At 68.2% G+C, this 21,917-nt stretch carries 16 protein-coding genes and 1 pseudogene; 6 read left to right on the forward strand and 11 right to left on the reverse strand.

The features are described 5' to 3' along the window. Positions 1-70 precede the first annotated feature (70 nt). On the reverse strand, positions 71-352 hold the full coding sequence (locus tag ACZ522_RS01295; protein WP_379691836.1) for a hypothetical protein: 282 nt from the start codon (positions 350-352) through the stop codon (positions 71-73). A gap of 199 nt (positions 353-551) precedes the next feature. On the opposite strand from ACZ522_RS01295, the pseudogene ACZ522_RS01300 reads away from it, so the two are divergent. Then, a pseudogene (locus ACZ522_RS01300) lies at positions 552-1,004 on the forward strand (hypothetical protein); the annotation flags it as partial. Positions 1,005-1,058: 54 nt separating this feature from the next. Here ACZ522_RS01300 and ACZ522_RS01305 read toward each other — a convergent pair. The 5 genes from ACZ522_RS01305 to ACZ522_RS01325 form a co-directional block, all read right to left on the reverse strand. Beyond that, complete coding sequence (locus tag ACZ522_RS01305; protein ID WP_379691837.1) at positions 1,059-2,675, reverse strand: SLC13 family permease; 1,617 nt, start codon at positions 2,673-2,675, stop codon at positions 1,059-1,061. 74 nt (positions 2,676-2,749) lie between these two features. Beyond that, entirely contained in the window at positions 2,750-2,995 is a 246-nt protein-coding gene (locus ACZ522_RS01310) for a hypothetical protein (RefSeq protein ID WP_379691838.1), read from the reverse strand. A 269-nt stretch (positions 2,996-3,264) separates the two neighbouring features. Beyond that, positions 3,265-4,479, reverse strand: coding sequence for a hypothetical protein (locus ACZ522_RS01315; RefSeq protein ID WP_379691839.1), 1,215 nt, complete (start codon positions 4,477-4,479; stop codon positions 3,265-3,267). A gap of 251 nt (positions 4,480-4,730) precedes the next feature. After that, on the reverse strand, positions 4,731-5,240 hold the full coding sequence (locus tag ACZ522_RS01320; protein WP_379691840.1) for a DUF7970 domain-containing protein: 510 nt from the start codon (positions 5,238-5,240) through the stop codon (positions 4,731-4,733). After that, on the reverse strand, positions 5,233-6,057 hold the full coding sequence (locus ACZ522_RS01325) for a ParA family protein (protein ID WP_379691841.1): 825 nt from the start codon (positions 6,055-6,057) through the stop codon (positions 5,233-5,235). Before ACZ522_RS01325 ends, ACZ522_RS01320 begins: the two co-directional genes overlap by 8 nt. Positions 6,058-6,676: 619 nt before the next feature. Here ACZ522_RS01325 and ACZ522_RS01330 point away from each other — a divergent pair. From ACZ522_RS01330 to ACZ522_RS01345, 4 genes are read left to right on the forward strand one after another with little or no spacing between them, the layout of a single operon-like run. Beyond that, on the forward strand, positions 6,677-9,472 hold the full coding sequence (locus tag ACZ522_RS01330; protein ID WP_379691842.1) for a transglutaminase TgpA family protein: 2,796 nt from the start codon (positions 6,677-6,679) through the stop codon (positions 9,470-9,472). Continuing rightward, a complete protein-coding gene (locus tag ACZ522_RS01335) occupies positions 9,469-10,095 on the forward strand; it encodes a DUF7269 family protein (protein ID WP_379691843.1) in 627 nt (208 codons plus the stop codon). Before ACZ522_RS01330 ends, ACZ522_RS01335 begins: the two co-directional genes overlap by 4 nt. Then, the gene (locus tag ACZ522_RS01340; RefSeq protein ID WP_379691844.1) at positions 10,092-11,507 is read left to right on the forward strand and encodes a DUF58 domain-containing protein; all 1,416 of its coding nucleotides are present in this window, start codon (positions 10,092-10,094) and stop codon (positions 11,505-11,507) included. The genes ACZ522_RS01335 and ACZ522_RS01340 overlap by 4 nt, the downstream gene beginning before the upstream one ends. Continuing rightward, on the forward strand, positions 11,507-13,144 hold the full coding sequence (locus ACZ522_RS01345) for a DUF7519 family protein (protein WP_379691845.1): 1,638 nt from the start codon (positions 11,507-11,509) through the stop codon (positions 13,142-13,144). The genes ACZ522_RS01340 and ACZ522_RS01345 overlap by 1 nt, the downstream gene beginning before the upstream one ends. A gap of 28 nt (positions 13,145-13,172) precedes the next feature. Here ACZ522_RS01345 and ACZ522_RS01350 read toward each other — a convergent pair whose 3' ends face one another. Continuing rightward, a complete protein-coding gene (locus ACZ522_RS01350) occupies positions 13,173-14,135 on the reverse strand; it encodes an AAA family ATPase (RefSeq protein WP_379691846.1) in 963 nt (320 codons plus the stop codon). 84 nt (positions 14,136-14,219) lie between these two features. Here ACZ522_RS01350 and ACZ522_RS01355 point away from each other — a divergent pair, with 84 nt between their 5' ends. After that, positions 14,220-14,561, forward strand: coding sequence for a PRC-barrel domain-containing protein (locus ACZ522_RS01355; RefSeq protein ID WP_379691847.1), 342 nt, complete (start codon positions 14,220-14,222; stop codon positions 14,559-14,561). On the opposite strand, the gene ACZ522_RS01360 is transcribed toward ACZ522_RS01355, so the two are convergent. From ACZ522_RS01360 to ACZ522_RS01375, 4 genes are all read right to left on the reverse strand, one after another. Continuing rightward, positions 14,562-17,930 carry a S8 family serine peptidase gene (locus ACZ522_RS01360; RefSeq protein WP_379691849.1) on the reverse strand — a complete coding sequence of 1,123 codons (3,369 nt, stop codon included), beginning with the start codon at positions 17,928-17,930 and terminating at the stop codon, positions 14,562-14,564. Between the two features lie 462 nt (positions 17,931-18,392). Next, a complete protein-coding gene (locus ACZ522_RS01365) occupies positions 18,393-18,674 on the reverse strand; it encodes a hypothetical protein (RefSeq protein ID WP_464391656.1) in 282 nt (93 codons plus the stop codon). 70 nt (positions 18,675-18,744) lie between these two features. Next, positions 18,745-19,527 (reverse strand): SDR family NAD(P)-dependent oxidoreductase, encoded by a 783-nt coding sequence (locus ACZ522_RS01370; protein ID WP_379691851.1) that lies wholly within the window; start codon positions 19,525-19,527, stop codon positions 18,745-18,747. 105 nt (positions 19,528-19,632) lie between these two features. Continuing rightward, positions 19,633-21,174: a helix-turn-helix transcriptional regulator gene (locus ACZ522_RS01375; RefSeq protein ID WP_379691852.1), complete on the reverse strand. Its 1,542-nt coding sequence runs from the start codon at positions 21,172-21,174 to the stop codon at positions 19,633-19,635. Positions 21,175-21,917 lie beyond the last annotated feature (743 nt).

A 21,917-nucleotide genomic window follows, 5' to 3' on the forward strand; every position in this document is an offset into this window, starting at 1 on the left:
GGGTATCTAGGATACTGTCCGCGTCCCAGGCTACTTAACGCTAGAGTTCTGTTCCCGTATCCACGATTAATTAACTGTAAAGTTCCGCCGCGATGCTCGATTCGTGTCCATCTACCATCTCGATTACCTCTTCCACGTCGTCCTGCGAGAGGTTGGGGTTGCCGGAGGTCCAACTCTTCAGCATCGAGAGGCGACCGATGAGGTAGCCGTGGACCCAGAACCGCCCGCGGTCGGTGAGTTCGTCCCGCGACGCGACCAGACGCTCGTTCGGTTCGCTCCTCATCCCGCTCGCGATGCTCACCGCCAACGTCTCGACCATCTCCTCGAGGAAGAGGCGTTCGTGTGCGTCCATACCTCTCTTTAGTGGTATTGATACCAATAGTTTTGACGGGGATAACGATCGAAAATAACAGAGGCGGTGAATCTATCCTCCCGACGAACGTCGGTCTCGAAAGCACGAACGCGCCGAAACGCCGACTCGAAGGTCGCCCTCTCGGTGTCCCCGAATCGGCGGACCTATATCCGTCCTCGCGTTTCCTCGACCGAGAGCGATGCGCGAAGACGAGTTGGCGACGCGGGTGGTCGAACACTTCGAGGCGGCCTTCGAACGGTCGACGGTGCGCCTCGAAGAACCGTACGACCACTACGGGAATCGGGGCTCCGTCGACGTGTACGCGCGCGTTCGCACGCCCGCGCGGGTGGACTACCTCGTGGAGCTCAAAGCCGACCCGGCGGTCCGCATCGCCGGCGGCGCGAACGAGATTCTCCGCCAGTACCGGCGCATGGAGCGGTACTTCTACAAGGACGACGAACACTCCATCGGGCCGAAGCTGGCCTGAGACGGGCCGGGAACTCACTTCCTGCTGTTGTTCGCGCCCACGACGTCCTGCGTCGAACACGTGAACGAACACCGGACGCTGTACGGAAGCGTCGAGGAGGACGCGACGGTGGACGGCGTCCCCGCCGTCCGCAAAGTCGCCTTCCTGACGAACCTCGACGCGGCCGAGGGCGTGGAGTTCTGAACCCGGGTTCGACCGCCTCCGGGTGCGGGGGTCCCGTCACCAGAGGAGGTGCGGCCAGACGAACTCGAATAGGCCCCAGATCAGAACCGTCAGAACGCCCGTCATCAGGACGTTGAGGATCGTCCCGGCCCGAAGCATGTGGCTCTGCTTTACGTACCCGCTTCCGAAGACGATGGCGTTCGGCGGCGTCGCCACCGGGAGCGCGAACGCGAAACTGGCGGCGATGGTTCCGGACACCGCGAGGAATATCGCCGTCATGAACTCCGAGAGGCCGAGCGTCGCCGCGAAGATTCCGCCCAAGCCGATGAGAATCGGGACGATGATGCTCGTCGTCGCGGTGTTGGACGTCATCTCGGTCAGGAAGACGACCAACAGCACGACGGCCGCGATGACGAGTACCACCGGCGTCCCCGTCAGTCCGCCGAACACCGTCTTCGCTATCCACTCCGTCGCCCCCGTGTCCGCGAGTGCGTTCGCGAGGGAGATACCGCCGCCGAAGAGGAGGAGCGTCCCCCAGTCGATATCGACGAGTTCGTCCCACTCCATCGTGTCAGCCAACACGAGGGCCGGGATGGCGGCGACGCCGACCATCACGTAGTAGAGGAGGCCCTGATGCCCGTCGATTCCCAGGACGGTCGCCCCGTCGCCGCCGAACAGCGTGTTCATCCACGCGTTCGGCAGGTACGGGTTCAGGAAACTCCCCAGTCCGCCCACCACCCAGAGACAGGCGGTGGCCGCGAAGATGGCCGCGACCCGCCTGCCTCGCTTTCCGAGTCCGTCCTCCTCTTCGAGGTACTCGTAGGCCTGCTCCTGCGCCTCGTCAACGTCGGCTATCTGGGGCGGATAGAGGACGTACGTGAGGATGTACCAAACGAGGGGGAGGGTGACGGCGACGACCGGCAGGCCGATGAGCAGCCAATCGACGAAGCCGATTTCGTAGCCCAAGGTGGCGTTGAGTTGCCCGACGAGGACGGCGTTCGGCGGCGTGCCGATTATCGTCCCGACGCCGCCGATGCTCGCGGCGTACGCCGTGCCCAGGAGCATCGCGATCTGCATGTTCGTGAATCTGTCTTCCTGCGCCAGTCCGCCGTCCGCGACCGTTTCGGCGTTCGCCTCGTCGGCCGCGGCGTCGCCCACCGCGACGACGTCTTCGCTGCTGAGTACCTGCGAGAGGACGCCCACGGCGATGGGGGTCATCATGGCCGTCGTCGCCGTGTTCGACACCCACATCGACAGTCCGGCGGTAGATAGCATGACCGCCCCGATGAGGCGGCGCGGCGAACTCCCCATCTTCGCCATCGTGTACAACGCGATGCGGCGGTCGATGTCGTACTTCTGGATCGCGTTCGCCAGCATGAACCCCGCCATGAAGAGGAAGATGAGGTGGTCGGCGAACCCCGCGAGCGCGGTGTCCATATCGTCGTACACCCCCGTCCCCGTCAAGAGAACAGGTATCGTGAGCGCGGTGACCGCGAGCGGAAGCGTCCCGGTCACCCAGAGGGACCCGGCGAAGAACATCGTCGCGAGCGCGTACTGTCCGGCCGTCGAGAGTCCCTCGGGCGAGGGTGCCAGCGCGATGGCCGCCGCCCCGACGGCCGCGACGCCGAACTTAGCCAATCGTACCTGAACTCGGGTCGTGCGGCCTCGTATCATTGATACACCCGTAGTTCTACATCATCGTTTTTAATTCTTGGTGTTTGTTCACATATTGATTTACAACGACCGGACTAAAAATTCTCGACGAGGGCTCGAACCTGCTCCTCGGAGAGTTCCGCGGCGTAGAGGTCCAACAGGACCTGCCGGCGGGACTGAGAGAGCGCGCGGGTCCCGTTTTCGAGCATCGAGAGGTGCGCCTGCACGAGGTCGTCTACCTCCCGTTCGACCCCTCGCTGATCGTACTCGGCGGCGACGCGGAGCAGTCGCCACGCCAACGGCGAGATATCGTCCATAGAGAGGGTATCTACGTAGTTCATAGTGACCTTCGGTACCGGCTCCCTCGGTTAGGTCCCCGGCGAGACGTTCGACGATGTACGTACGAAACCGGAACCCGGAGGGAAAAGAGACGCCCTCTCTGAGGGACTGTCGCTCCGAAGCACCCCCGTACCGTCGGTCATATTCATTCGTGTTGTAATCGGGAGTGAGAGAACGTGATAAAACGTTTGTTTTGCCCGCTCTCCGTGTTTCTCGTGCGACTTCCGACGGGCTACCCGGCCCGGCACTCCCCGAGGCCGTCGGTCCGCGGTCAATCCGCGTCCGACAGCACTCGATTCGACAGTTCGTCTGCGAGTTGCGGTCCGGACACCTCCGGCGGAACCGAGACGAGGTACGTATCGGCCGCTGTCAACGCCCCTCGGTACGTCTGGTCTGACCGTTCTGCGACCTCTCGTAAATCCGGCCAGTGCGTCGGGGTTGCGGCGTGGACCGCCCGCATCTTGTCGGTGAAGGGTTGCAGTTCCGCCATCACCGTGGACGCCCCGCGCTCTGCGACGTCTTCGGGCGTCGTACGCTCGACGTGAATCGTCTCGCGGTCCTCGACGATCAGATTCACGACCGTCGCCACCGGACTCTGCGAGAGTTCGTCCGCGTCCGCAGAGTGACCGGTGAGCGACGACGGGAGCACGTTCCGGCGGACGGCCGTCGATCCGCCGAGTCGCTCTCGAATCCGCCACTGGCCTCGGTCGAGGAGTCCTCGCCCGTTCATCACCTCCTCGTAGGTCGCCTCCCCGTCGGCTATCGACTCGGGAGACGCTCGCATCCGTCCTCGGTACGGCGACGCGGTCCCGTCCTCGGAGACGATAACGAGGTCGTCGCCCAACAGGTCGTACCCGTACTCGCGTACGAGTTCCCCGCTCACGTCCGACTTCCCGACGCCGCCCCACCCGGCGAAGAGAGTCGCTTCGCCGTCTCGAACGACACCGCTGGCGTGGAACAGTCCGCTCCCGCGGGAGAGTAATCGCTGATGGAGGAGCGCTTCGACGAGGTCCTCTATTAGTTTGACTGCGACGACCTCGGGCCGACTCGCGTAGTTCTTGTCGTAACTCCGGACGAGTTGTCGCAGTAGCCGGTGATCCGACCCGACCGCCCGTTCGTCGTAGAACACGGTAACCTCGACGGGCCCGCGGAGTGGATTCCCCCGTATCCGCGCTTGGTGACCCGCCCGTCCGATTCGGTCCAGAATCTCACCGAACGGGCCGAACGCGACGGACCCGCCTCTCCCGTCGACGAAGAGTTCGTCGCCGTCGACCCACAACCCCCCGTGTATCTCCACGCATCCGTCGGGCGGTCGGACGAACCCCCGACGAAATTCGATGGTAACGTCTGCCTCGGCGACGCTCGTCCGGTGGACGCGGTCGAACTGGTCGACCAGCGCTCGGCCGACTACGTCGTCGCCGACTTCTACGGTCGTCTCCCCGATTTCGAGTCCGATCATGGCGATGGTCCGGTTGGTCTGATTCACAGTACGAGCGCATATAGTGACCGCGAGGAGCGTCAGACTGTGAATTCTCTCTCAGAACTGCGGAAATTCACCGAGGACGTGATGCGACGACTCGTTCGGAATCTATACACTCCACTCCGCGATACGAGGCCAGTCACGACCCGAAGTCGCGAGATGCGTTCCCTCCGCGTCACGAACACGACTCGATAGCACGACTCGATCATATGACGCGCCTGACCGCTGGGCAGACGAGAAATATCGCGCTGTGTGGTTTACTTCGTCTCCTCGCGCGCGTCGAGAATCGCGTCGGCGACTTCCTCGGGGTACTTGGCGGCGACGCGGACGAGGGCGTCGTGGAACTCCCGCCCCGTCAAGTTCCGCACCTCGTGTTCGCGTCGGAGGTGCGACTCGACTTCGAACTCCGCGTCGTCCAACACCGCCACCGTCTCCGGGCGGACGTACATGCTCTTGGCGGTGGTGTCCTCGAACTCGAACGCCGGTCCGCCGGCCGTCTCCTCGGGTGAGTCGTTCGCCGTCTCGTCGTCCTCGTCGCCTTCGGCCGGTTCCGAGGACGCCTCTGGGCTCTCCGCGTCGTCGGCTTCCGCTTCCGATTCGCCTAGCTCGGGTTCGGGCTCCGGCGTCGGTTCGGCGGACTCGGAGTCGGTTCGCGCCGACGCGGACGACTCGGGCGATCCGGGGTCGTCCGCCTCCTCGGCGTCGGCGTCCCCGTCGGACTCCCCTATCGCCTCGCCCAGTTTGGCGAATCGGTTCTCGTCAGGCATCGGCGGCCCCCCCGTTCTCTACGACCGCGGCGAGTTGGTCAAGGCGGTCTAACATGTCGTTCTCGGGGTCGTACTCCCGGAGGGTCTGTCCGTCGCGCCACGCGCGACTGAAGGCGATGCGGTGTCGGAGGCCCGGTCCGGGCGTCCCCGTCTCGTCGAACTTCGCCGACCCCGCGAACTCGGGGAGGTACTCCTCGAACGGCGAGTCCTCCAAGTCGGCGATGATCCGGCGCTCCTCGTTGTTCCCGCTGAGGTCGTTCGGGACGATGGCGAGGATTTCGAGGCCGACTTCGCTCCGAATCGGTTTGATCTGCTGTTCGACCATCCGTTCGAACCCGCTGACGCTCGGTTCGCTCATGAGGAGGGGGACGATGACGTTCCCCGCGCCGATGAGCGAGGCGTCCGAGAGGGGGCCCAGACTCGGCGGCGAGTCGATGACGATGTAGTCGTAGTCGTCGCCGAGAAGCGGTTCGATGATGCGGCGTCGGACCCACAGGACGCCGAACGTGGAGTTCCGAATCCGGTCTTCGATGTCGTCTAAGTCCACGTGGGCCGGAACGACGTCGAACGCCTCTCGGTCGCGAATCACTTTGCGGACGTCGAGGGGTTCGTCGTCGGTCAACACGTCGCCGATGTTCGGCGTCGCGTCCTCGTAGCACTCCTTCAGTCCGACGCCCTCCGTCGCGTTGCCCTGTTGGTCGAGATCCACGAGGAGGACGTCGTTCCCCCGTGCGGCGAGCGCGTCGGCGAGATTAATCGCCACCGTCGTCTTTCCGACGCCGCCCTTTTGGAGTGAGACGCTCACTGCCCTCGCCATCCTACTTTCCTCCCGTTCCAGCGCGTTCGGACCTTGCACACATCGTAGACATTGTGAAATTTGTGAACGGCGTTACCGTCCGCGAATCGTTCTCCCCTTCCGCGTCTTCCCATATAATTCCTCCCCGGATATTCGAACTCGGCGACAGTTTTGGGAAATTCCACAATTTCTACAATTTGTAAGAATTCTAAACAGCACACAGAATGTGGGATGTTCGGCATCTCCCTCTCTAATTTCGCTGCTCTATCTCGACACGACCGGATTTTGTGAAGGCTTCACCTCAGGACCGATTCGCGCAATTCTAAGACTTCCCGGACAGCGTGGAATTCCCACAATTTCTAGAATTTTATAACTTTCTAAACCATCCGGAACTAACTCGGCCCCCACGAACTGCACAAATTTTAAAATTTATAGAATGTCTGAAATGCCCCAACTTCCACAACGTCCTGCAATGTTCACGGATTGCAGACTCGGCACGCAGCCGACGTTGTGCGAGATGTTCGCGCCGTCTCGGATTTTCGTCCCGAACGCAGACGAGAGTATTTATATCGGGAGACGAGACTCGTCGGTACGACGAGTTCGAATACCTGAACGCCGCCCGTCTACCCACCCTCCAACGATGCCAGACGACTCTCGAACGCTGCTCTCCGGTTCGGACAGCCCGAGCCTCGGTCGAATTTTCCTCGCGTGCTGTTGCGTCGTGGCCGTCGTCCTCTCGGCCGCCCTCCTCGGCCCCGCCTCAGCGTCGCTCGGTTCCTCTCCCGTACACTCGCATCTCGTGTTCGGCGAGGGGACCGACGACGGCGCGGGCGGCGGACTCGGCGCACTCGACCCCGCGTCCTCGACGAACGTCGGGGGTGCAGTCGTCGACGGGGAGAGCCCGTACCGCTCCCTCGACACGGAAGTCCACTTCACCGTCCGAAGCAAGACTCCGAGTTACTGGCGAACCGGCGCGTACGCGACGTACATCGGCGACGGGTGGACGCAAGCGGGGGACGGCCGGCCGTACGACGGCGACGTCTCCCCCGACGCCCGCGGGGAACGCGTCTCCTACTCTGTGACGCTGAATCGCTCCGCGACGGCGCTTCCGACCGTCTGGCGGCCGAACACCGTCTCCGTCTCGGGGGCGTCTCCCTCGTTGCGCGTCACCGACGGGCGCGCAGTCGTCGCGGAGACGGCTCTCCCGGAGGGTACCTCCTACGTCGGCGAGAGCACCGTGCAGACGCGTAACCCCGAAGTCCTCCGAACCGCGGGCACCGACTACCCCGACGCCGTCGAATCCCGATACACGAGTCTCCCGGACGACGCGTCGCCGCGAGTCGCCCGACTGGCGGCGGACATCACGGCGAACGCCTCCACGCCGTACGAGAAGGCAGTCGCGATAGAGCGATGGCTCGAATCGAACAAGGAGTACTCGCTGTCCGCCTCGCACGACGACGACGGCGGAACCGTCGTCGAGGAGTTCGTCTTCGACATGGACGAGGGCTACTGCGAGTACTTCGCCAGTTCCATGGCCGTGATGCTCCGGTCGCAGGACGTTCCGGCCCGCTACGTCGTCGGATACTCGACGGGCGAACGGACCGGACCGGACACCTACACCGTCCGCAACATGAACGCCCACGCGTGGGTCGAGGTGTACTTCCCCGAGACGGGGTGGGTGCGATTCGACCCGACGCCGGGGCAGGACCGAATCGACTCCGAGCGACGGGCCTACGAGGAACGCGAGGACGGTACGTACGACGCGGCGGGCGAGAACGAAACCGCCGCCCCCGAACCGACTGCGGAGACGCCGAACGGTTCGGAATCGACCGACGACGCGGCGTCGCCCGACGGGTCGCAGTCTCCGGGAACGGCGGACGGGGAGGTGTCCCCGGACGGCGGAACGACGGGGGAGATGACCGCCCCGCGGTCCGTGACGTTCGAGACGAATCGGACGCCCGCGCCCGGCGCGACGGTCGAAGTGACGGTCACGCGCGGCGACGACCCCGTCTCCGGCCGCGTCGTGACGTTCAACGGCCGCCCCGTCGGGACGACGGACGCCGAGGGGAGAGTCGTCGGCGAGGTGCCGTACGCGGAGACGCTGACCGTCGAACTCGCCGACTCCGACGGCGACGGGCGAACGTCGCTCCGGACGAGTGCGGGCGGCCTTCCGCCGACCAGCGGGACGAGAGGCGACGCCGCGTACGCCGTCCGCGCGCCGATCATCGCGCAGGTGGCCGCCGAGGACTCGACCTCCTACGAGTTGGAGACGAACGCGACGCTCTCCGTCGTCGGCGACGCTGTGACCGGGGGCGAAGTGCTCCTCGTCGCGACCGTAGACGGGATTCCCGTCCGCGACGCGGCGGTCACCGTCGGCGGCGACGCCGCCGGCAGGACGAACGACCGCGGGCGCGTCGCGGTGACGCTCCCGTCCGACCCCGGCGAGGTGACGGTGAACGTCTCCCGCGGCCCGGTCCGCGGGAGCGAGACGCTCTCGCTCCCCGAACTGAACGTGAGCGTCGAACGGTCGCTCCCCCTCTCGCTCCCGTTCACGACGGCGACGGTGCGGACGACGCTCGGCGACGAGAACGCGACGGGCGTCCCCGTCACGATGAACGGACGGGCGGTCGGCACGACCGGCCCGGACGGCACGGCGACCGTCTCGCTCCCGTTCTCGCGGACGGCGACGGTCGCGGTCGAACGCTACGGCCAGTCGCGCAGCACGACCGTCTCCGGGATGCTCGCGAACGGTCTCACACTCCTCGGCGTCGGTCTCGTCGGCCTCGTCGCCGTCGGCGGCGGCGCGTACCGGCGCGGACTCACGCCGCGGACGCTCGCTCTCGCACTCGCGCGCGGCGTCCCCCGCCTGTTCGACCGCTTCCTCGCGACCCTCCTCTCGGGGGCGAGCGTCGTAGACGCGGTTCTCGCCCGCCTCCGCGGCCTCCGCCGCCGAGTCGTCGCCGTCGCCCGGGGCCTCGTCGCCCGAACGCACTCGCCGACCGAGGTTCGGGCGATGCTCCTCGCGTGGGCGGCCGCGCGGTTCGCAGACGTCAGAGAACGCGGACGGGAGGTTCGGCGTCGGACCGTCGGAACTGCGGGCGACGCCGACGCCGACGCTCGCGGCAACCCGGACGCCCGGACGGTCCGGGAGTGCTGGGACGAGTTCCGCGGACGCGTGAGCGTCCCCCGACAGGCGTCCCGAACGCCGGGCGAAGTCGCGACCCACGCCGTCGAGGTGGACCGCCTCCCGGCCGGTCCGGTTCGGACGCTCCGCGACGGGTTCCGCGAGGTCGAGTACGGCGGACGCTCCCCCGCCGACCGGTCCGCGGAGATGGAGGCCGCCGCGAGGGAGATACGCGAGACGCTCGCCGACCGCGAGGAGGCGGAAGCGGCGGGGACCGTCGGGGAACGACCGAACGGGGGTCACGAGGCGTGAACCGACTTCGCGGGTTCGCCGGCCTCCTCGGCGTCGCCGCGGTGGCCGTCGCGGGCGCGTTCGTCGCCGGCGTCGTCCCCGACGGAGCGTTCGCACCCGTCGAGAGCGCCGTCTCGTCGGTCGATACCGGGACGTACCTGCTCGTCCTCGCAACCGTCGCGGTGCTCTCGGGGGCGTGGTTCTCTCGGCGTCGCCCCGCCCCTCTCCCCCGAACGGACGCCGAGGCGCGGTTCGAATCGCTCCGCGACGCGCCGCCGGAGGCCGCGACCGGTTCGACCGCCCCCCGTCCGGGCGGTCGGTTCGACGGACTCCTCGCGGCGGCGACGGACGGACGCTCCGAGGGGTCGATGCGGGCCGTCCGCGACCGACTCCGGACGCTCGCGGCAGAGACGTACGCCGACGTTCGGAACGCTACCGTCGCCGAGGCGACGCGGGCCGTCGAGTCCGGCGAGTGGACCGACGACGAACTCGCGGCGGCGACGGCGGCCGAGGGAGACGGCGCGTCGTACCCGTTCGTCTCCCGCCTCCGACTGTGGCTCGACCCGGCGCGGGAACGCCGCCGCCGGGTGGAACGGACGCTCGACGCCGTTCGGGAACTCCGCGAGACGGGAGGGGGCGAATGAACGTCCGTCGGGACCCGCGGTGGAACGCCGGCCTCGTCGGGACGCTCTCTCTGGTCGGCCTCGGCCTCGCGTACGCGTCGGCGGAACTCGTCGCCGCGGCCGCCGTTCCCCTCGCGTACGTCTTCTACGGGTTGCTCTCGTCGCTCCCCGCCGACGCGACGCTCGAACTCGAACGCGAACTCGACCCGGACGCGCCCGCGCCGGGCGAGACGACGACGGTCACGCTCGCCGTCCGGAACGCGGGCGATTCGACGCTCGCCGACCTCCGGGTCGTCGACGGCGTGCCCGACGCGTTGGCGGTCACGGAGGGGTCGCCGCGCGCCGCCCTCTCCCTCGCGCCGGGCGACGAACGGACCGTCGAGTACGCCGTCGTTGGCACGCGCGGCGACCACGCGTTCGACGACGCCCTCGTGCGCCTGCGCTCGCTCTCGGGGGTTCGCGTCGCCACGGCGTCCGTCCCCGTCGGCGGCGAGGCGACGCTCTCCTGCACGAACGCGCTCGATTCGCGGCCCGCGCCGGACGCCGCCCCGGTCCGCGCCGGGCCCCTCGCCGCCGACTCGGGCGGGCCCGGCATCGAGTTCCACTCGACGCGGGAGTACCGACGCGGCGACCCCCTCTCCCGCGTCGATTGGCGGCACCTCGCGAAGACGGGCGAACTCACCACCGTCGAGTTCCGCGAGCAACGGGCGACGCGGGTCGCTCTCGTCGCCGACGTCCGGCCCGAATCGAGGGTCGTCGCGCGCCCGGGGCACCCGACGGCGGCGGAGTTGTGCGCGCACGCCGCCGGACGGACGCACCGCGCCCTCCTCGCCGCGAACGATGACGCCGACGTGACGGTCATCGGTCTGAACGCCGCGTATATCCCCGAGAGCGCCGCCGTCGGCCCCGAGGGACTCCCGTGGCCCGACGGCCCGCACGCGGCGGAGGCGGTTCTGGAAGTCGCGTCCGTCGTCGCGGGCGCGGAACCGGAACGGACCGGCGCGGACGGCGACGACGCCCAAACGGGCCGAGACGGGGACGCCCGCGCCGGCGACGCGTCGGAGTGGGCGCGGGACGCGGCCCCGGACGGTGGTTCGGCGGGTTCGGGGTCCGACGCGGCGGACGCGGCGGCCGTCGAGAACATCGCGGCGTCGATGGACGCCCGATTCCCCGGCGACGCCAGCGTCGTGCTGTTCTCGCCGCTGTTGGACGGCGTTCCGGTGGCGCTCTGTCGCGCGCTCGGCCGCCGCGGACGCCGCGTCACCCTGCTCTCGCCGGACGTGACCGGTGCGGAGACGCCCGGAGTCGCGGTGGCCAGTCTCGAACGCCGACTCCGGCGCTCCGCCCTCCGCGACGCCGGCGCGAGCGTCGTCGATTGGGACCCGACCGAACCGCTCTCGGAATCGCTCGGCCGCGCACTGGAGCGGCGATGATGGAGGAACGAACGAGAGACGCAGACGCGACCGAACTCGCACCGACCGACGCCGCACCGCCCCGTTCGAACTGGCGACCGACGCGAACGAGCGTCGCGTTCGTCGCACTCGCGACGGCGCTGGTCGGTGCGGCGCTCACCGCGTCGACGGGCCTCTGGAAGGCTGTCCTGCCGGCCGTCGTCGGCGCGGGCGTCCTCGCGGCGGCGGTCGTTCTCGCGGAGGCCGACGCTTACCGACCGCTAACCCGCGCCGTCGCCGCGGCCCTCTTCCTCCCGGCGGGCGCGGGCCTCGTCGCGGGCGTCGGCTACGCGCTCTCGAAGCAGGTCAGCGGAACGCTCCCCGTGGGGTCCGTCTTCGTCGTCGCCGCACTCGCCGTCGCAGCGTTCGGCGCGGCGGCGGCCGTCCGCGCCACCGTCTCCGCCGACGCCCTCGGCGCGGCCGCGTCGGTCGGAATCGTCGTCACCGCGTTCACGGCGGCGGTGTTCGTTCCGCTTGCCGTCGCTCCCGTCGTCGGGGAGTTCGCGCAGATGTTGTACCTCCCGGTTCTCGTCCCCGACCCGGTTCCCGCCGCCGAGTTCCCCGGCGCACTCCTCGCGGGCGCGGTCCGGTTCCTCCTCGACCCGACCCACGAGGGGCCGCACCTGTTCTCGTTCGGTCTGGTCTGCTACGTCGCCGCCCTCGGCCTCTGGTCGGCGCTCCGGACGTACCCCGTCTCCGACCTCCTCTCGCCGGGCGACCCCGACTCCGCGCGGCGCGTCGTGGACCCGATTCGGGCGTTTGCGGGCGTCTGTTCGCGGTGGGGTCCCGCCGTTCTGTTCGCACTCGCGATTCTCACGCTCGACCCCGACGGGTTCGACTTCCTCCCCGCCGCGGTTCGCAGAACGGTGGCAGACCTCGCGTCCGTCTCTGCCCTCCGCGCTCTCCTCTTCGTCGGGGGCGGCGTCTGTCTCATCCTCGCGGCGGGGTCGTGGTCCGTCCGCCGACTGCACGCCGCGACGGCGCGCGACGCGGCGGAGACGGGCGCGCCGTTCGCCACGTCCCTCGCCGTCGTGGCCGGCGTCTTCGCCTTCCGCGGCCCCCTCCTCTCGACGCTCGTTTCGGCCGTCGTCGACGTTCTCCCCGGCGAACTCGCGGCGACGTTCCGGACGCAGACGGTCGCCGTCGCCGAGTTCTACGGGGCGGAGGTGGTCCTCCTCGGCGTCGCCGTCGCACTCCTCCTCGCGGCGTCCGTCGCCGTCACGGCGGTGTACGTCGCCGTCGCCGCGGGTGCGGTGACCGACCGGGCGACCGGCGCGGCGTTCGCGGGCGGCGGCGTCTTCGTCGCCGCGGCCGTCGCGAGCACGCTCGGTGCCGGCACTGCGCTCGTTCTCGCCGGTCTCGTCGCCGGTCTGGTCGTCCGCGACGCCGGCGCGCACGGTTCGACGCTCGGGACCGAAGTCGGTCGAACAGCGCCGACGAGACGCCCCGAACTCGTCCACCTCGGCGCGTCGCTCTCGATCGGCGTCGTCGGTGCGGCGGCCGCGGTGGGCCTCCTCGGCGTCGTCGGGAGCGTCCCGTCCGTCCCGACCGGCGTCGTCTCCGTCGCACTCGGCGCGGCGTTCCTCGGCGTCCTCCTGTTCGCCGCGGCGCTCAGGTGAGCGGAGAACGGCGGGCGGAAGCGCCTCCTCAGCGTCGCTGCGCCTCGACCGACGGAACCGGAACCTCGTCGAGGACGTCCTCGACGACTTCGACCGAATCGGTGCCGCGGACGCGCGCGGCGGAACTGAGGACGAGGCGGTGTCCGAACACCGGCCCCGCCACCGTCTTCACGTCGTCGGGGACGACGTAGTCGCGCCCCTGCACGACGGCGCGGGCGCGGGCCGCCTCGAAGAGGCGTTGGACACCGCGCGGGGAGACGCCCACCTCGATTCGGTCGTCGCCGCGCGTCGCGCGCCCGAGATCCACCACGTAGTCACGGAGTTTCTCGTCCACGCGGACGGTCTCGGGGACGCGGCGGAGTGCGGCCACGTCGTCGCCCTCGACCACGCGTTCGACGCTGGGCGACCGCGCCGTCCGGTCGGCCCGGCGGTCCACGAGTTCGCGTTCGCCCGCCCGGTCGGGGTAGCCGAGTCGCGTCTTGACGACGAAGCGGTCCCGTTGGGCCTCGGGGAGGCGGAACGTCCCCTCCTGCTCGACGGGGTTCTGCGTCGCGATGACGAAGAAGGGGTCCGGGAGTTCGTACGTCTCGCCGTCCACCGTCACCTGACTCTCGCCCATCGCCTCCAGCAACGCGGCCTGCGTCTTCGGCGGCGCGCGGTTTATCTCGTCGGCGAGGACGACGTTCGCGAAGACGGGGCCGCGCGAGAACTCGAACGTCCCCGTCGATTCGTCGTAGACGGTCGAACCGGTGATGTCGGAGGGCAGGAGGTCCGGCGTGAACTGGATGCGCGAGAAGGAGAGGCCGAGTGCGGCGGCGACGCTTCGGGCGGTGAGCGTCTTGCCCGTCCCCGGCACGTCCTCCAAGAGCACGTGCCCCCGGGCGAGAACGCCGGTCAGTACGGTTTCGAGGAACGAGCGGTCGGCGACGACCGCCTCGCCGACGGCGGCGACGACGTCGTCGCACGTGGAGGCGGCCCGTTGTACGTCCATGCCGGCGGTTGGACGGACCACCTTTTGAACGTTCCCCTCGAACGACCGACGTTTTATTGTCTCTCGGGGGTCAGAATGACAGGTATGCCTTTCGGCCCTGCCCCCTACGACAGTTCGAACGACGTGACCCCCCTCCCCGCCATCTCGGGAAAGCCGGTGTACGGGTGTGAGGGATACCAACTCGGCACTGCGGTCGATTTCGTCCTCGACTTCGAGGCGGACCGCGTCACCGAGATACTCGTCGGAGACGTGGACACGGACAGGTTCCCCAACCTCGACGCGGGACGGAAGGGCGTCCGCGTGCCGTTCGATTCGCTTCGCTCCATCGAGGATGCCATCGTCGTCGACGCGCCCCTCTCGCAGTTCGCCGGCGCCAACGGCACCTCTCCGGCGACGCTGGACGCGAACTCCTCGGTCGCCGAGTAGTTAGTCGCGCCGCCCGACGAGTGCGAGCGTCGCGAGTAGTACCGCGGCCACGCCCGTCAACGGCGTGAACCCCGGTGCTCTCGTGTCCGTCCTCCCGTCGTCAGCGGACTCGCCGCCCGACGAGTCCGGGGAGGCGGAGGTCGGTCGCGCCGCCGTTCCGTCGGTCCGAGTCCCGTTCGCGGCGTCCGTTCGCTCCGGAACGGGCGTTATCGTCGGGTTCGCGACGGGCGTCTTCTTCTCCGTCGTCGTCTGAGTCGGCATGGGTGTCGGTGTCGCCGTCGGCGTGGGTGTCGGTGTCGCAGTCGGCGTCGGAGTCGGCGTGGGCGTCGGTGTCGGTTTCGGCGTCGGCGCGGGTGCGGGTGCGCCGCCACCGCTACTACCGCCGTCGTCCGGTTCCTCCGTCGGTTTCGGCGTCGGAGTCGGCGTGGGCGTGGGAGTCGGAGTCGGCGTGGGTGTCGGCGTCGATTTCTCCGTCGCCGTCCCGTTCAACTGGACTTCGAGGACGCCGAACTCGTCCGTCGAGACGAACAGCGTCGCGTTCGCCGCCCCGGTTCGGTTCGGCGCGAACGAGACGGACACCGTCGCGGCCCCGCCCGGCGTGACGTTCCCCGCACCGTCGTCGGCGAGGGAGAACTGGTCGGCGTCCGGCCCCTCCACGTCCGAACCGAGGACGGTGAAGGTAGCCTTGCCGACGTTCTCGACGGCGACGTTCGCCGTCGTCTCGGACTCGACTTCCGACTCGACGGCCACACCGTCCGGCGCGGACACCGCCGGGATGCCGCGTCCGAACACGGCGTACGTCCCGTTCTCGGCCGCTTCGAGGGTCGCGACGTTCGCATCCGAATCGATGGAGGCGTTCAGTTCCGTCCACTCGCCCGACGAACGGACCCACACGCCGAGGACGGACTCGTTCACGTACTCGTCGTCGTAGCGCAGGGTGAGGTTCGCCGTCTCGTTCGTCCGGTACGTCGTCGCGGCGGCGGCCGAGAGTCGAGCGAGGCTCGAACTCGGCGCTCCCGCGGCGTCACCGAGGGCGAGCGTCATGTTCCGCCCGGAGGCGTCCACGGACGGCATCCCGGCGACGGAGAGGTTCGTGACGTTCGCCGTGCCGTTTCGGGCGTCCAGCGTCACGTCTCCCGTTGCGCTGCCGTTGACGACGGTGACGTTCCCCGTTCGCGCGTCCAGCGTCGTCTCCGCGCCGAGTGCGGCGTCTCGCACGTCGATGCCGGTTCGACCGACGAGCGACGCGTTCGCGCCGAATCGGACGCGCGTCGCGTTCACCGTCGTCGCCGAGCGAACCGTCGCGTCGCCGTCCACGGAGGCGTTCGACAGGCGGACGACGGTGGCGTTCGACACGTCGATGCCGCCCGTCCCGCCCCGAACCGTCAGGTTCCGCACCGTCAGCGTCGCCACGTTGTCGGTGGCGGAGAGTGCGGTTCCGCCCGCGTGCCCGGCGTCGAACGTCATACCCTCACCGTCGAGCGTCGCGTTCGGCGCGGAGACGATGAGGGCGTCCGGCGCGGGGCCGCCGCCGGTGTCGAGTCGGTACGTCCCGTTCCACGCGAGGCGGCCGTCCGGCGGCAGGTCGTACGACCCGAGTCCGGCGACGGCGCGCGTCGCGTCCACGGCCCCGTACCCGGTGCCGTTGTTCGGTTCGGCCCCGACGAGGCGCGCGCTCTCGCGCAGTCGAGCCTGCTGGTCCGCGGGCGAGAGACGCGAGTTCGCGTCGATGAGGGTCGCGAGGACGCCCGCGACGTGGGGGGCCGCGGCGGACGTTCCCCGGAACGTCGGGTAGTAGGCGCTGGAGGTGACGTTGTCCGGGGCGACGAGGTCGGGTTTCCGCCGCCCGTCGATGGTCGGCCCGCGCGAGGAGTACCGTTCGAGTCTCCCGGTCGTCACGTCCACCGCGCCGACCGACAGCAGGTTCGGTTCCGTCGCGGGGAGGGTGAGGCTCCGCGTTCTCGTCCACGACTCGCGGAACGTGAGGTAGTTTCCGAGGAAGATGTCGAAGTCGGCCCGTTCGGTCGCGCTCACGTTCTCGACGGTCAGGTACAGCGTCCTGTTCGCGGTGGTGTCGTCGACCGCCCCGCCGATGGACTCCGTCGGTCGTTGTCTCCCGCTCTGCGTTCCGTCCGCGCACCTGAGACGCCCCGCGGCGTCGAGGTCGGACGTCTGGTACAGACAGATCTTGTAGTCTTGGTCGGTCCCCGGCCAGTCGTTCCACGACGCGTAGATTCCGAGGGGTATCCGGTCGCCGGAGGACCGCGCGTCGAGCGTGAAGTACTCGCGCGGCCCGGAGACGTTCAACCGGCCGTTGCCGTCGGGGTCGTTCCACGTCCCGTTCCAGTGTTCCCCGTTCGCCGAGTTCCCCGCCGAGACGGTCCACACCGTCCCGTTCGCGACGCTTCGGTCTATCGCGTCGCCCATCTCCGAGGTGCCGTCCAACGCGCCCGCGTTGTACCACCCGAGCGACATCGACACCACGTCGGTCGAGGTGTTCCTCTCCAACCACTCGACGGCCTCGTAGAACTGCCAGAGGCGGTTGACGCGGACGAGGACGATCGACGCGTTCGGGGCCGTCTCCCCGACGAGTTCCGCCGTCGCCGTCCCGTGGCCGCCGCGTCCGCCGATACCCCTCCTCGTGAAGTCTTTCGTCGCCACGATTCGGTCGGCGTACGCCGGATGGTTCAGGTCGAACTGCTGAACGTCGATGATGGCGACGGTCACGTTCTCGCCGGTGTACCCCGCCTCGTGAAGTCCGCTCACGTTCATCGTCTCGACGGCCCCCGTCGTCCCGTCGGACCCCGCGAAGGAGACGGGGCGGGCGGGCGCGCGGAGGTACGAGACGCTCGACTCGTTCGCGAGGGCGCGAATCTGCGCTTCCGTCGCCGTCACCTCGACGTACCGCCCGTGGCCACCGCGAATCGCCCCGGAACCGAGGACGCGGCGCACGGCGTCGCGTCCCGCGCCGGTCGCGTTCGGGTCGAGTTCGACGACCACCTCCAGTCGCTCGGCGTCGTCGCTCGACGCCGCGGCGACGACGGCACCGCCTCCGTCGCCTCCGTCGGACCGCGTCGTTCCGCCGGCGGTTCCGAGCGACGAATCCATCTTCGCCTCCGGATCGATCTCCGCCGACCCGTTCGTCCCCCCGTCGGTTGAACTGCCCCCCGTCGGCGTCGACGTGACGGTCTGCGTCGCCGACTCGGTCGGTGTCGGCGTCGCGGATTCCGTGGTCTGCGTCGTCTGCGTGGCGGTGATCCCTCCCGCCCCGTCGAGGGAGCGGTCGGCCGCACTACCTACCTCGTACCCGTCATTACCGGCACCGAGGACGGGAGCGGCGACGCCCGCCAGCACGACGAGTGTAACCAACGTGACGGCTACCCACTCACGCCACCCCGAAATCACGCCTTCCTCGCGGTTCCCGCCTCCGACGAGCCGCCTCCGAACTCGTCAGATGGTTTCCCGTATAGTCCTCTTTCGAACACTATCTTCCTGTGTATACTATCACTCTATACAGTTTGTGGCTGTGTTCTACCAGTTAATGTACGTATCAAAACAGGTTCGGTCGCGGACGCGTCGCCGACGCTCTCGGCTTCGAACGAAAGAGAACGGTTCGCGGTCGAACCGCTTCACCCGTCGTGGCGGCGGAATCCGTTCCGCCGCCGGTAGGGCGCCGCCGCGTCGGACGCGGCGAGCGTGGCACCGGGGGCGAGCCCCCTAACTCTCGCCCGCTCGGTGCCGGTGCTGGTGTTCTCGTAAACGGCCCTGCCCATGGCGCGTTCGACCAGCGTCCCATCTGTGTGTAATTCTATTTGAATAGTTTTCTATTCGTTAACCTACTCTTCTCTTACGTTTTTGGCAGTGGGCGGACGCTCCCCCTTCCCTCCCCCTCGCGCTCCCCCTCCCGACCCCCTCACGGTCGCCGCCCCGCCCTGCCCCGCCGCACCGCGCGGTCGCCGTCGCGTACGCCGGGTGGACGAGCGACCAGATGTTCGTCTCCGGAAGTTCCGCCATGTCGTACCCCGTCAACCGACAGGTGCGTTCGGTCCGGTAGTGTTCGACGGCGTTTCGGATGTAGTCGGCCATGCCCGCCGAGACGGCTTCGCTCGTCACCTCCTCGCTGCCGCGACTCGTGAAGAGGACGAACGGGTTCGTTCGACGCTCCGCAATCGTCGCCGCCCGTTCAACAGACGTGCCCGCCGCCGTCCACCCACAGGGTTTCGCCGGTGACGTACGACGCGCCGTCGCTTGCCAGATAGAGGTACGCGTCCGCCAGTTCGTCCGGCGTCGCCGCGCGGAGGGGGAGGGAGGGCGTCTCGCCGTCGGGACCGAACGCCGACGCCTCCTCGGACCACCCCTCGCGTATCTCCGTCGCCACCGGCCCCGGCGCGACGGCGTTGACGCGGACGCCCTCGGGGGCGAGTTCGAGGGCGGCGCTTCGAGTCACCATCCTGACCGCGCCCTTCGTCGCGGCGTAGTGAGAGTGGTCCCACGACGCCCGCCCCTGCGTGTCCGAGGTGGTGTTGACGACGACGCCCTCGACGCCCCTCTCTATCATGTCCTCGGCGGCGTACTGCGTCCCGAAGAACGCCCCGCGGGCGTTGACCCCGTACACCCGGTCGAACTCCTCGGGCGTCACGTCCCGGAACCGGGACTTCGTGTAGACGCCGGCGTTGTTCACCATCACGTCCACCCCGCCGAACTCCCGGGCGTACTCAACGAGGGCCTCGACCTCCGCGGGGTCGGACACGTCTACCTCCGCGTACGCCGCTTCACCACCCCGTTCGCGGACGAGTTTGTGCGTCGGCGTCTCCGCGTCTACGTCCTTCGGGCGTTCCTCCACGTCGGCGTTTACGACGGTCGCCCCCGCGTCGCCGAACGCGAGTGCGACCGCGCGGCCGATGCCGGAACTCCCACCCGTTACGACGACCGTCTCGCCGGAGAAGTCCGCGCTGATGCGTCCCATGGGTTCGGATTCGCCCCGCCGTCCCTCAAGGTGGCGACGGGAGTCGCCACTCCAGAATTTGCAGAATTTGTAAAAATTGTGGCGGTTCGGGTCGTCTCGGAGCGGTTACGCTTCTCGCTCGAACGGCGACTTCGCGCCCTCGGGTTCCTCGCCGGGGAGGGTGATGAGGTTCCTGCGACCGAGCGATATCTTGGTGATTCTGCCGTCGTCCGCCATCGAAGAGAGGACGCGACTCACCGTCGCCTTCGACCAGTCGGTGTGGTCTACGATTTCGCTCTGCTCCATCTGCCCGCCGGCCTCTTCGAGGAGCATCACTACCTCGTCCTCCCGAGTGAGGGGTCGCGGGACCCTCGACTCGCCGTCGCCCGCCTGTTCGTCCTCGGACGCGCCGAGCGTGCGCTTCGCGGGGGCCTCCATCCACCCCGTACCCTCGGCGTCGGGGTCCTCCTCGAGGGGCGGCGTCGGGGTGACGGCCGCCTGCGGGCCGTCGCCGTCGTCGCCGTCGTCCTCGGGGAGGGTGGCCCCGCCGCGCCGCCGCCAGTAGTACCCGCCGACGGCGATTGCGGCGATGATGACGCCCGCGCCCGCGAGGGCCTCGTCGGGAATGTTGGCCGCCCGCGAGGACTCCACCGGGTCGGTTCCCTCCTCTACTTCGAGTTGGTCGTCCCGCCCGTCGTCGTCGGTGTCGGGGTCGGTCGGGTCGGTCCCGTGGACGTTGACCTCTTGGCTGTCGTTGAGGCCGTCGCCGTCCGTGTCGGGCTTGTTCGGGTTCGTCTGGTGCTCCTTGACCTCCGCGGCGTCGTCGAGTCCGTCCTTGTCGGAGTCGGGGTTGTTCGGGTTCGTCTCGTACTGGTTTATCTCCGCGCCGTCTTCGAGGCCGTCACCGTCGGTGTCGGGCTTGTTCGGGTTCGTCCCGTAGGTTTCCAACTCCGGGGCGTCGTCCAACCCGTCGCCGTCGGTGTCGCCCTTCGTCGGATCGGTCTCGTGTTGGTTGACCTCCTTGCCGTCGGGGAGACTGTCGTCGTCGGTGTCGGGTTTCGTGGGGTTCGTCTCGTAGGTGTTGACCTCCATCGAGTCGGAGAGTCCGTCGCCGTCCGTGTCGGACTTCGTGGGGTTGGTCCCGTGGGTGTTGACCTCCTTGCCGTCGTTGAGTCCGTCACCGTCCGTGTCGGCGGTTCGGAACTTGGTGTCGCCGCTCACTTCGTCGGCGTTCGAGAGGCCGTCGTTGTCGATGTCGCCGGACTGCGACATCACGTGTATCGCCTCGCGTTCGATGACGTTCCGGCCGTTCTTGGTCTGTTCGTAGACCGTGTACGTCCCCGCGGCGTCCGTCGACCACGACTGGACGCTGAGCGTGACGTTGTTGGTTCCGTCGCCGGGAACGCACTTTACGGCGGTCGTGTTCTGTCCGGTCGGCGCGATGCATATCGACGACGACGACGGAATCGGGGCCGCCGTCTCGACGCGCACGTCGGTCGCGGACGTGCGCCAGACGTACGACGTTCCGTCGGCCGTCGCCACGGTCCCGTTGGTGACCGTTACTGTCCCCTCCGCCGCCGCGCCCGCCGCAGGCCCGACGAGGGCACCGGATATCCCGGCTATGAGGACCGCACACGCGAACACGAAGCGGAGAATGGTGTGGGTCATATGGGTGTCGTCCCTATCGTGAGTATCCACGGTGTGAATGATTCAAAAACTTACTGGCTTTACGGGGCTTCTCACAATAACGTGAGCATAATTCATTCGTTTTACGAAGAATGTATGTTATTCATACTAGTTAGATAAAGCCACTGTATGTGGTCCCTACTTCTCTTCGAGTCGATATCGGACGCATTCTTCGGGAGCAGGAGAGGTGTTCTGAGCCGGTTTCCGGCTTCATGACCGATTAACGACCGGTCAGAAGGTGAAACAGTAGTGAAACAGTGCAACAAACTGCAACGGCTGTCCGGCATTATACGTCTAGCGTTCTTGCTACTAATCGATGGCACTGCGACGAACACCGTTCGTAGGCTCCGCGTGCGCTCCCTTCGGGGACGCCCGCGCGGACCTCGATGGTGTGGGCACGCGCCCGAATGAGACGACCACGCAGGCTACGACGACGACGCAGTCGGCCGCCATCGAGACGACGAGCAGACCCACCGGAGAGGAACCCCCCAGTTCGCTGGCCCACAGTGGTGCCCGCGTTCGGCGGGAGCCTCGTCCCATCCCCAGCACGCGAATGTCAGTCATCGCATCCGAGCGAGCCAAATTCACCGCCACCGCGCGGCGCGAACGACGGTAGAATCCCGTCACATCCCACCCCAGCACCCACCGATTCGTTCGGCGCGCCCCCCATCGCGCCGTTCACCCTCGTCGGTCGCGCCGACGGCGAACGCGGGCACCGGCCGCAC

The sequence above is a fragment of the Halopelagius fulvigenes genome (assembly GCF_055398025.1).

Coding starts and splice junctions, on each gene's coding strand:
- ACZ522_RS01295 (WP_379691836.1), bottom strand. CDS start 352: ATGGACGCACACGAACGCCTCTTCCTCGAGGAGATGGTCGAGACGTTG.
- ACZ522_RS01305 (WP_379691837.1), bottom strand. CDS start 2,675: ATGATACGAGGCCGCACGACCCGAGTTCAGGTACGATTGGCTAAGTTC.
- ACZ522_RS01310 (WP_379691838.1), bottom strand. CDS start 2,995: ATGAACTACGTAGATACCCTCTCTATGGACGATATCTCGCCGTTGGCG.
- ACZ522_RS01320 (WP_379691840.1), bottom strand. CDS start 5,240: ATGCCTGACGAGAACCGATTCGCCAAACTGGGCGAGGCGATAGGGGAG.
- ACZ522_RS01325 (WP_379691841.1), bottom strand. CDS start 6,057: ATGGCGAGGGCAGTGAGCGTCTCACTCCAAAAGGGCGGCGTCGGAAAG.
- ACZ522_RS01330 (WP_379691842.1), top strand. CDS start 6,677: ATGCCAGACGACTCTCGAACGCTGCTCTCCGGTTCGGACAGCCCGAGC.
- ACZ522_RS01340 (WP_379691844.1), top strand. CDS start 10,092: ATGAACGTCCGTCGGGACCCGCGGTGGAACGCCGGCCTCGTCGGGACG.
- ACZ522_RS01345 (WP_379691845.1), top strand. CDS start 11,507: ATGGAGGAACGAACGAGAGACGCAGACGCGACCGAACTCGCACCGACC.
- ACZ522_RS01350 (WP_379691846.1), bottom strand. CDS start 14,135: ATGGACGTACAACGGGCCGCCTCCACGTGCGACGACGTCGTCGCCGCC.
- ACZ522_RS01355 (WP_379691847.1), top strand. CDS start 14,220: ATGCCTTTCGGCCCTGCCCCCTACGACAGTTCGAACGACGTGACCCCC.
- ACZ522_RS01370 (WP_379691851.1), bottom strand. CDS start 19,527: ATGGGACGCATCAGCGCGGACTTCTCCGGCGAGACGGTCGTCGTAACG.
- ACZ522_RS01375 (WP_379691852.1), bottom strand. CDS start 21,174: ATGACCCACACCATTCTCCGCTTCGTGTTCGCGTGTGCGGTCCTCATA.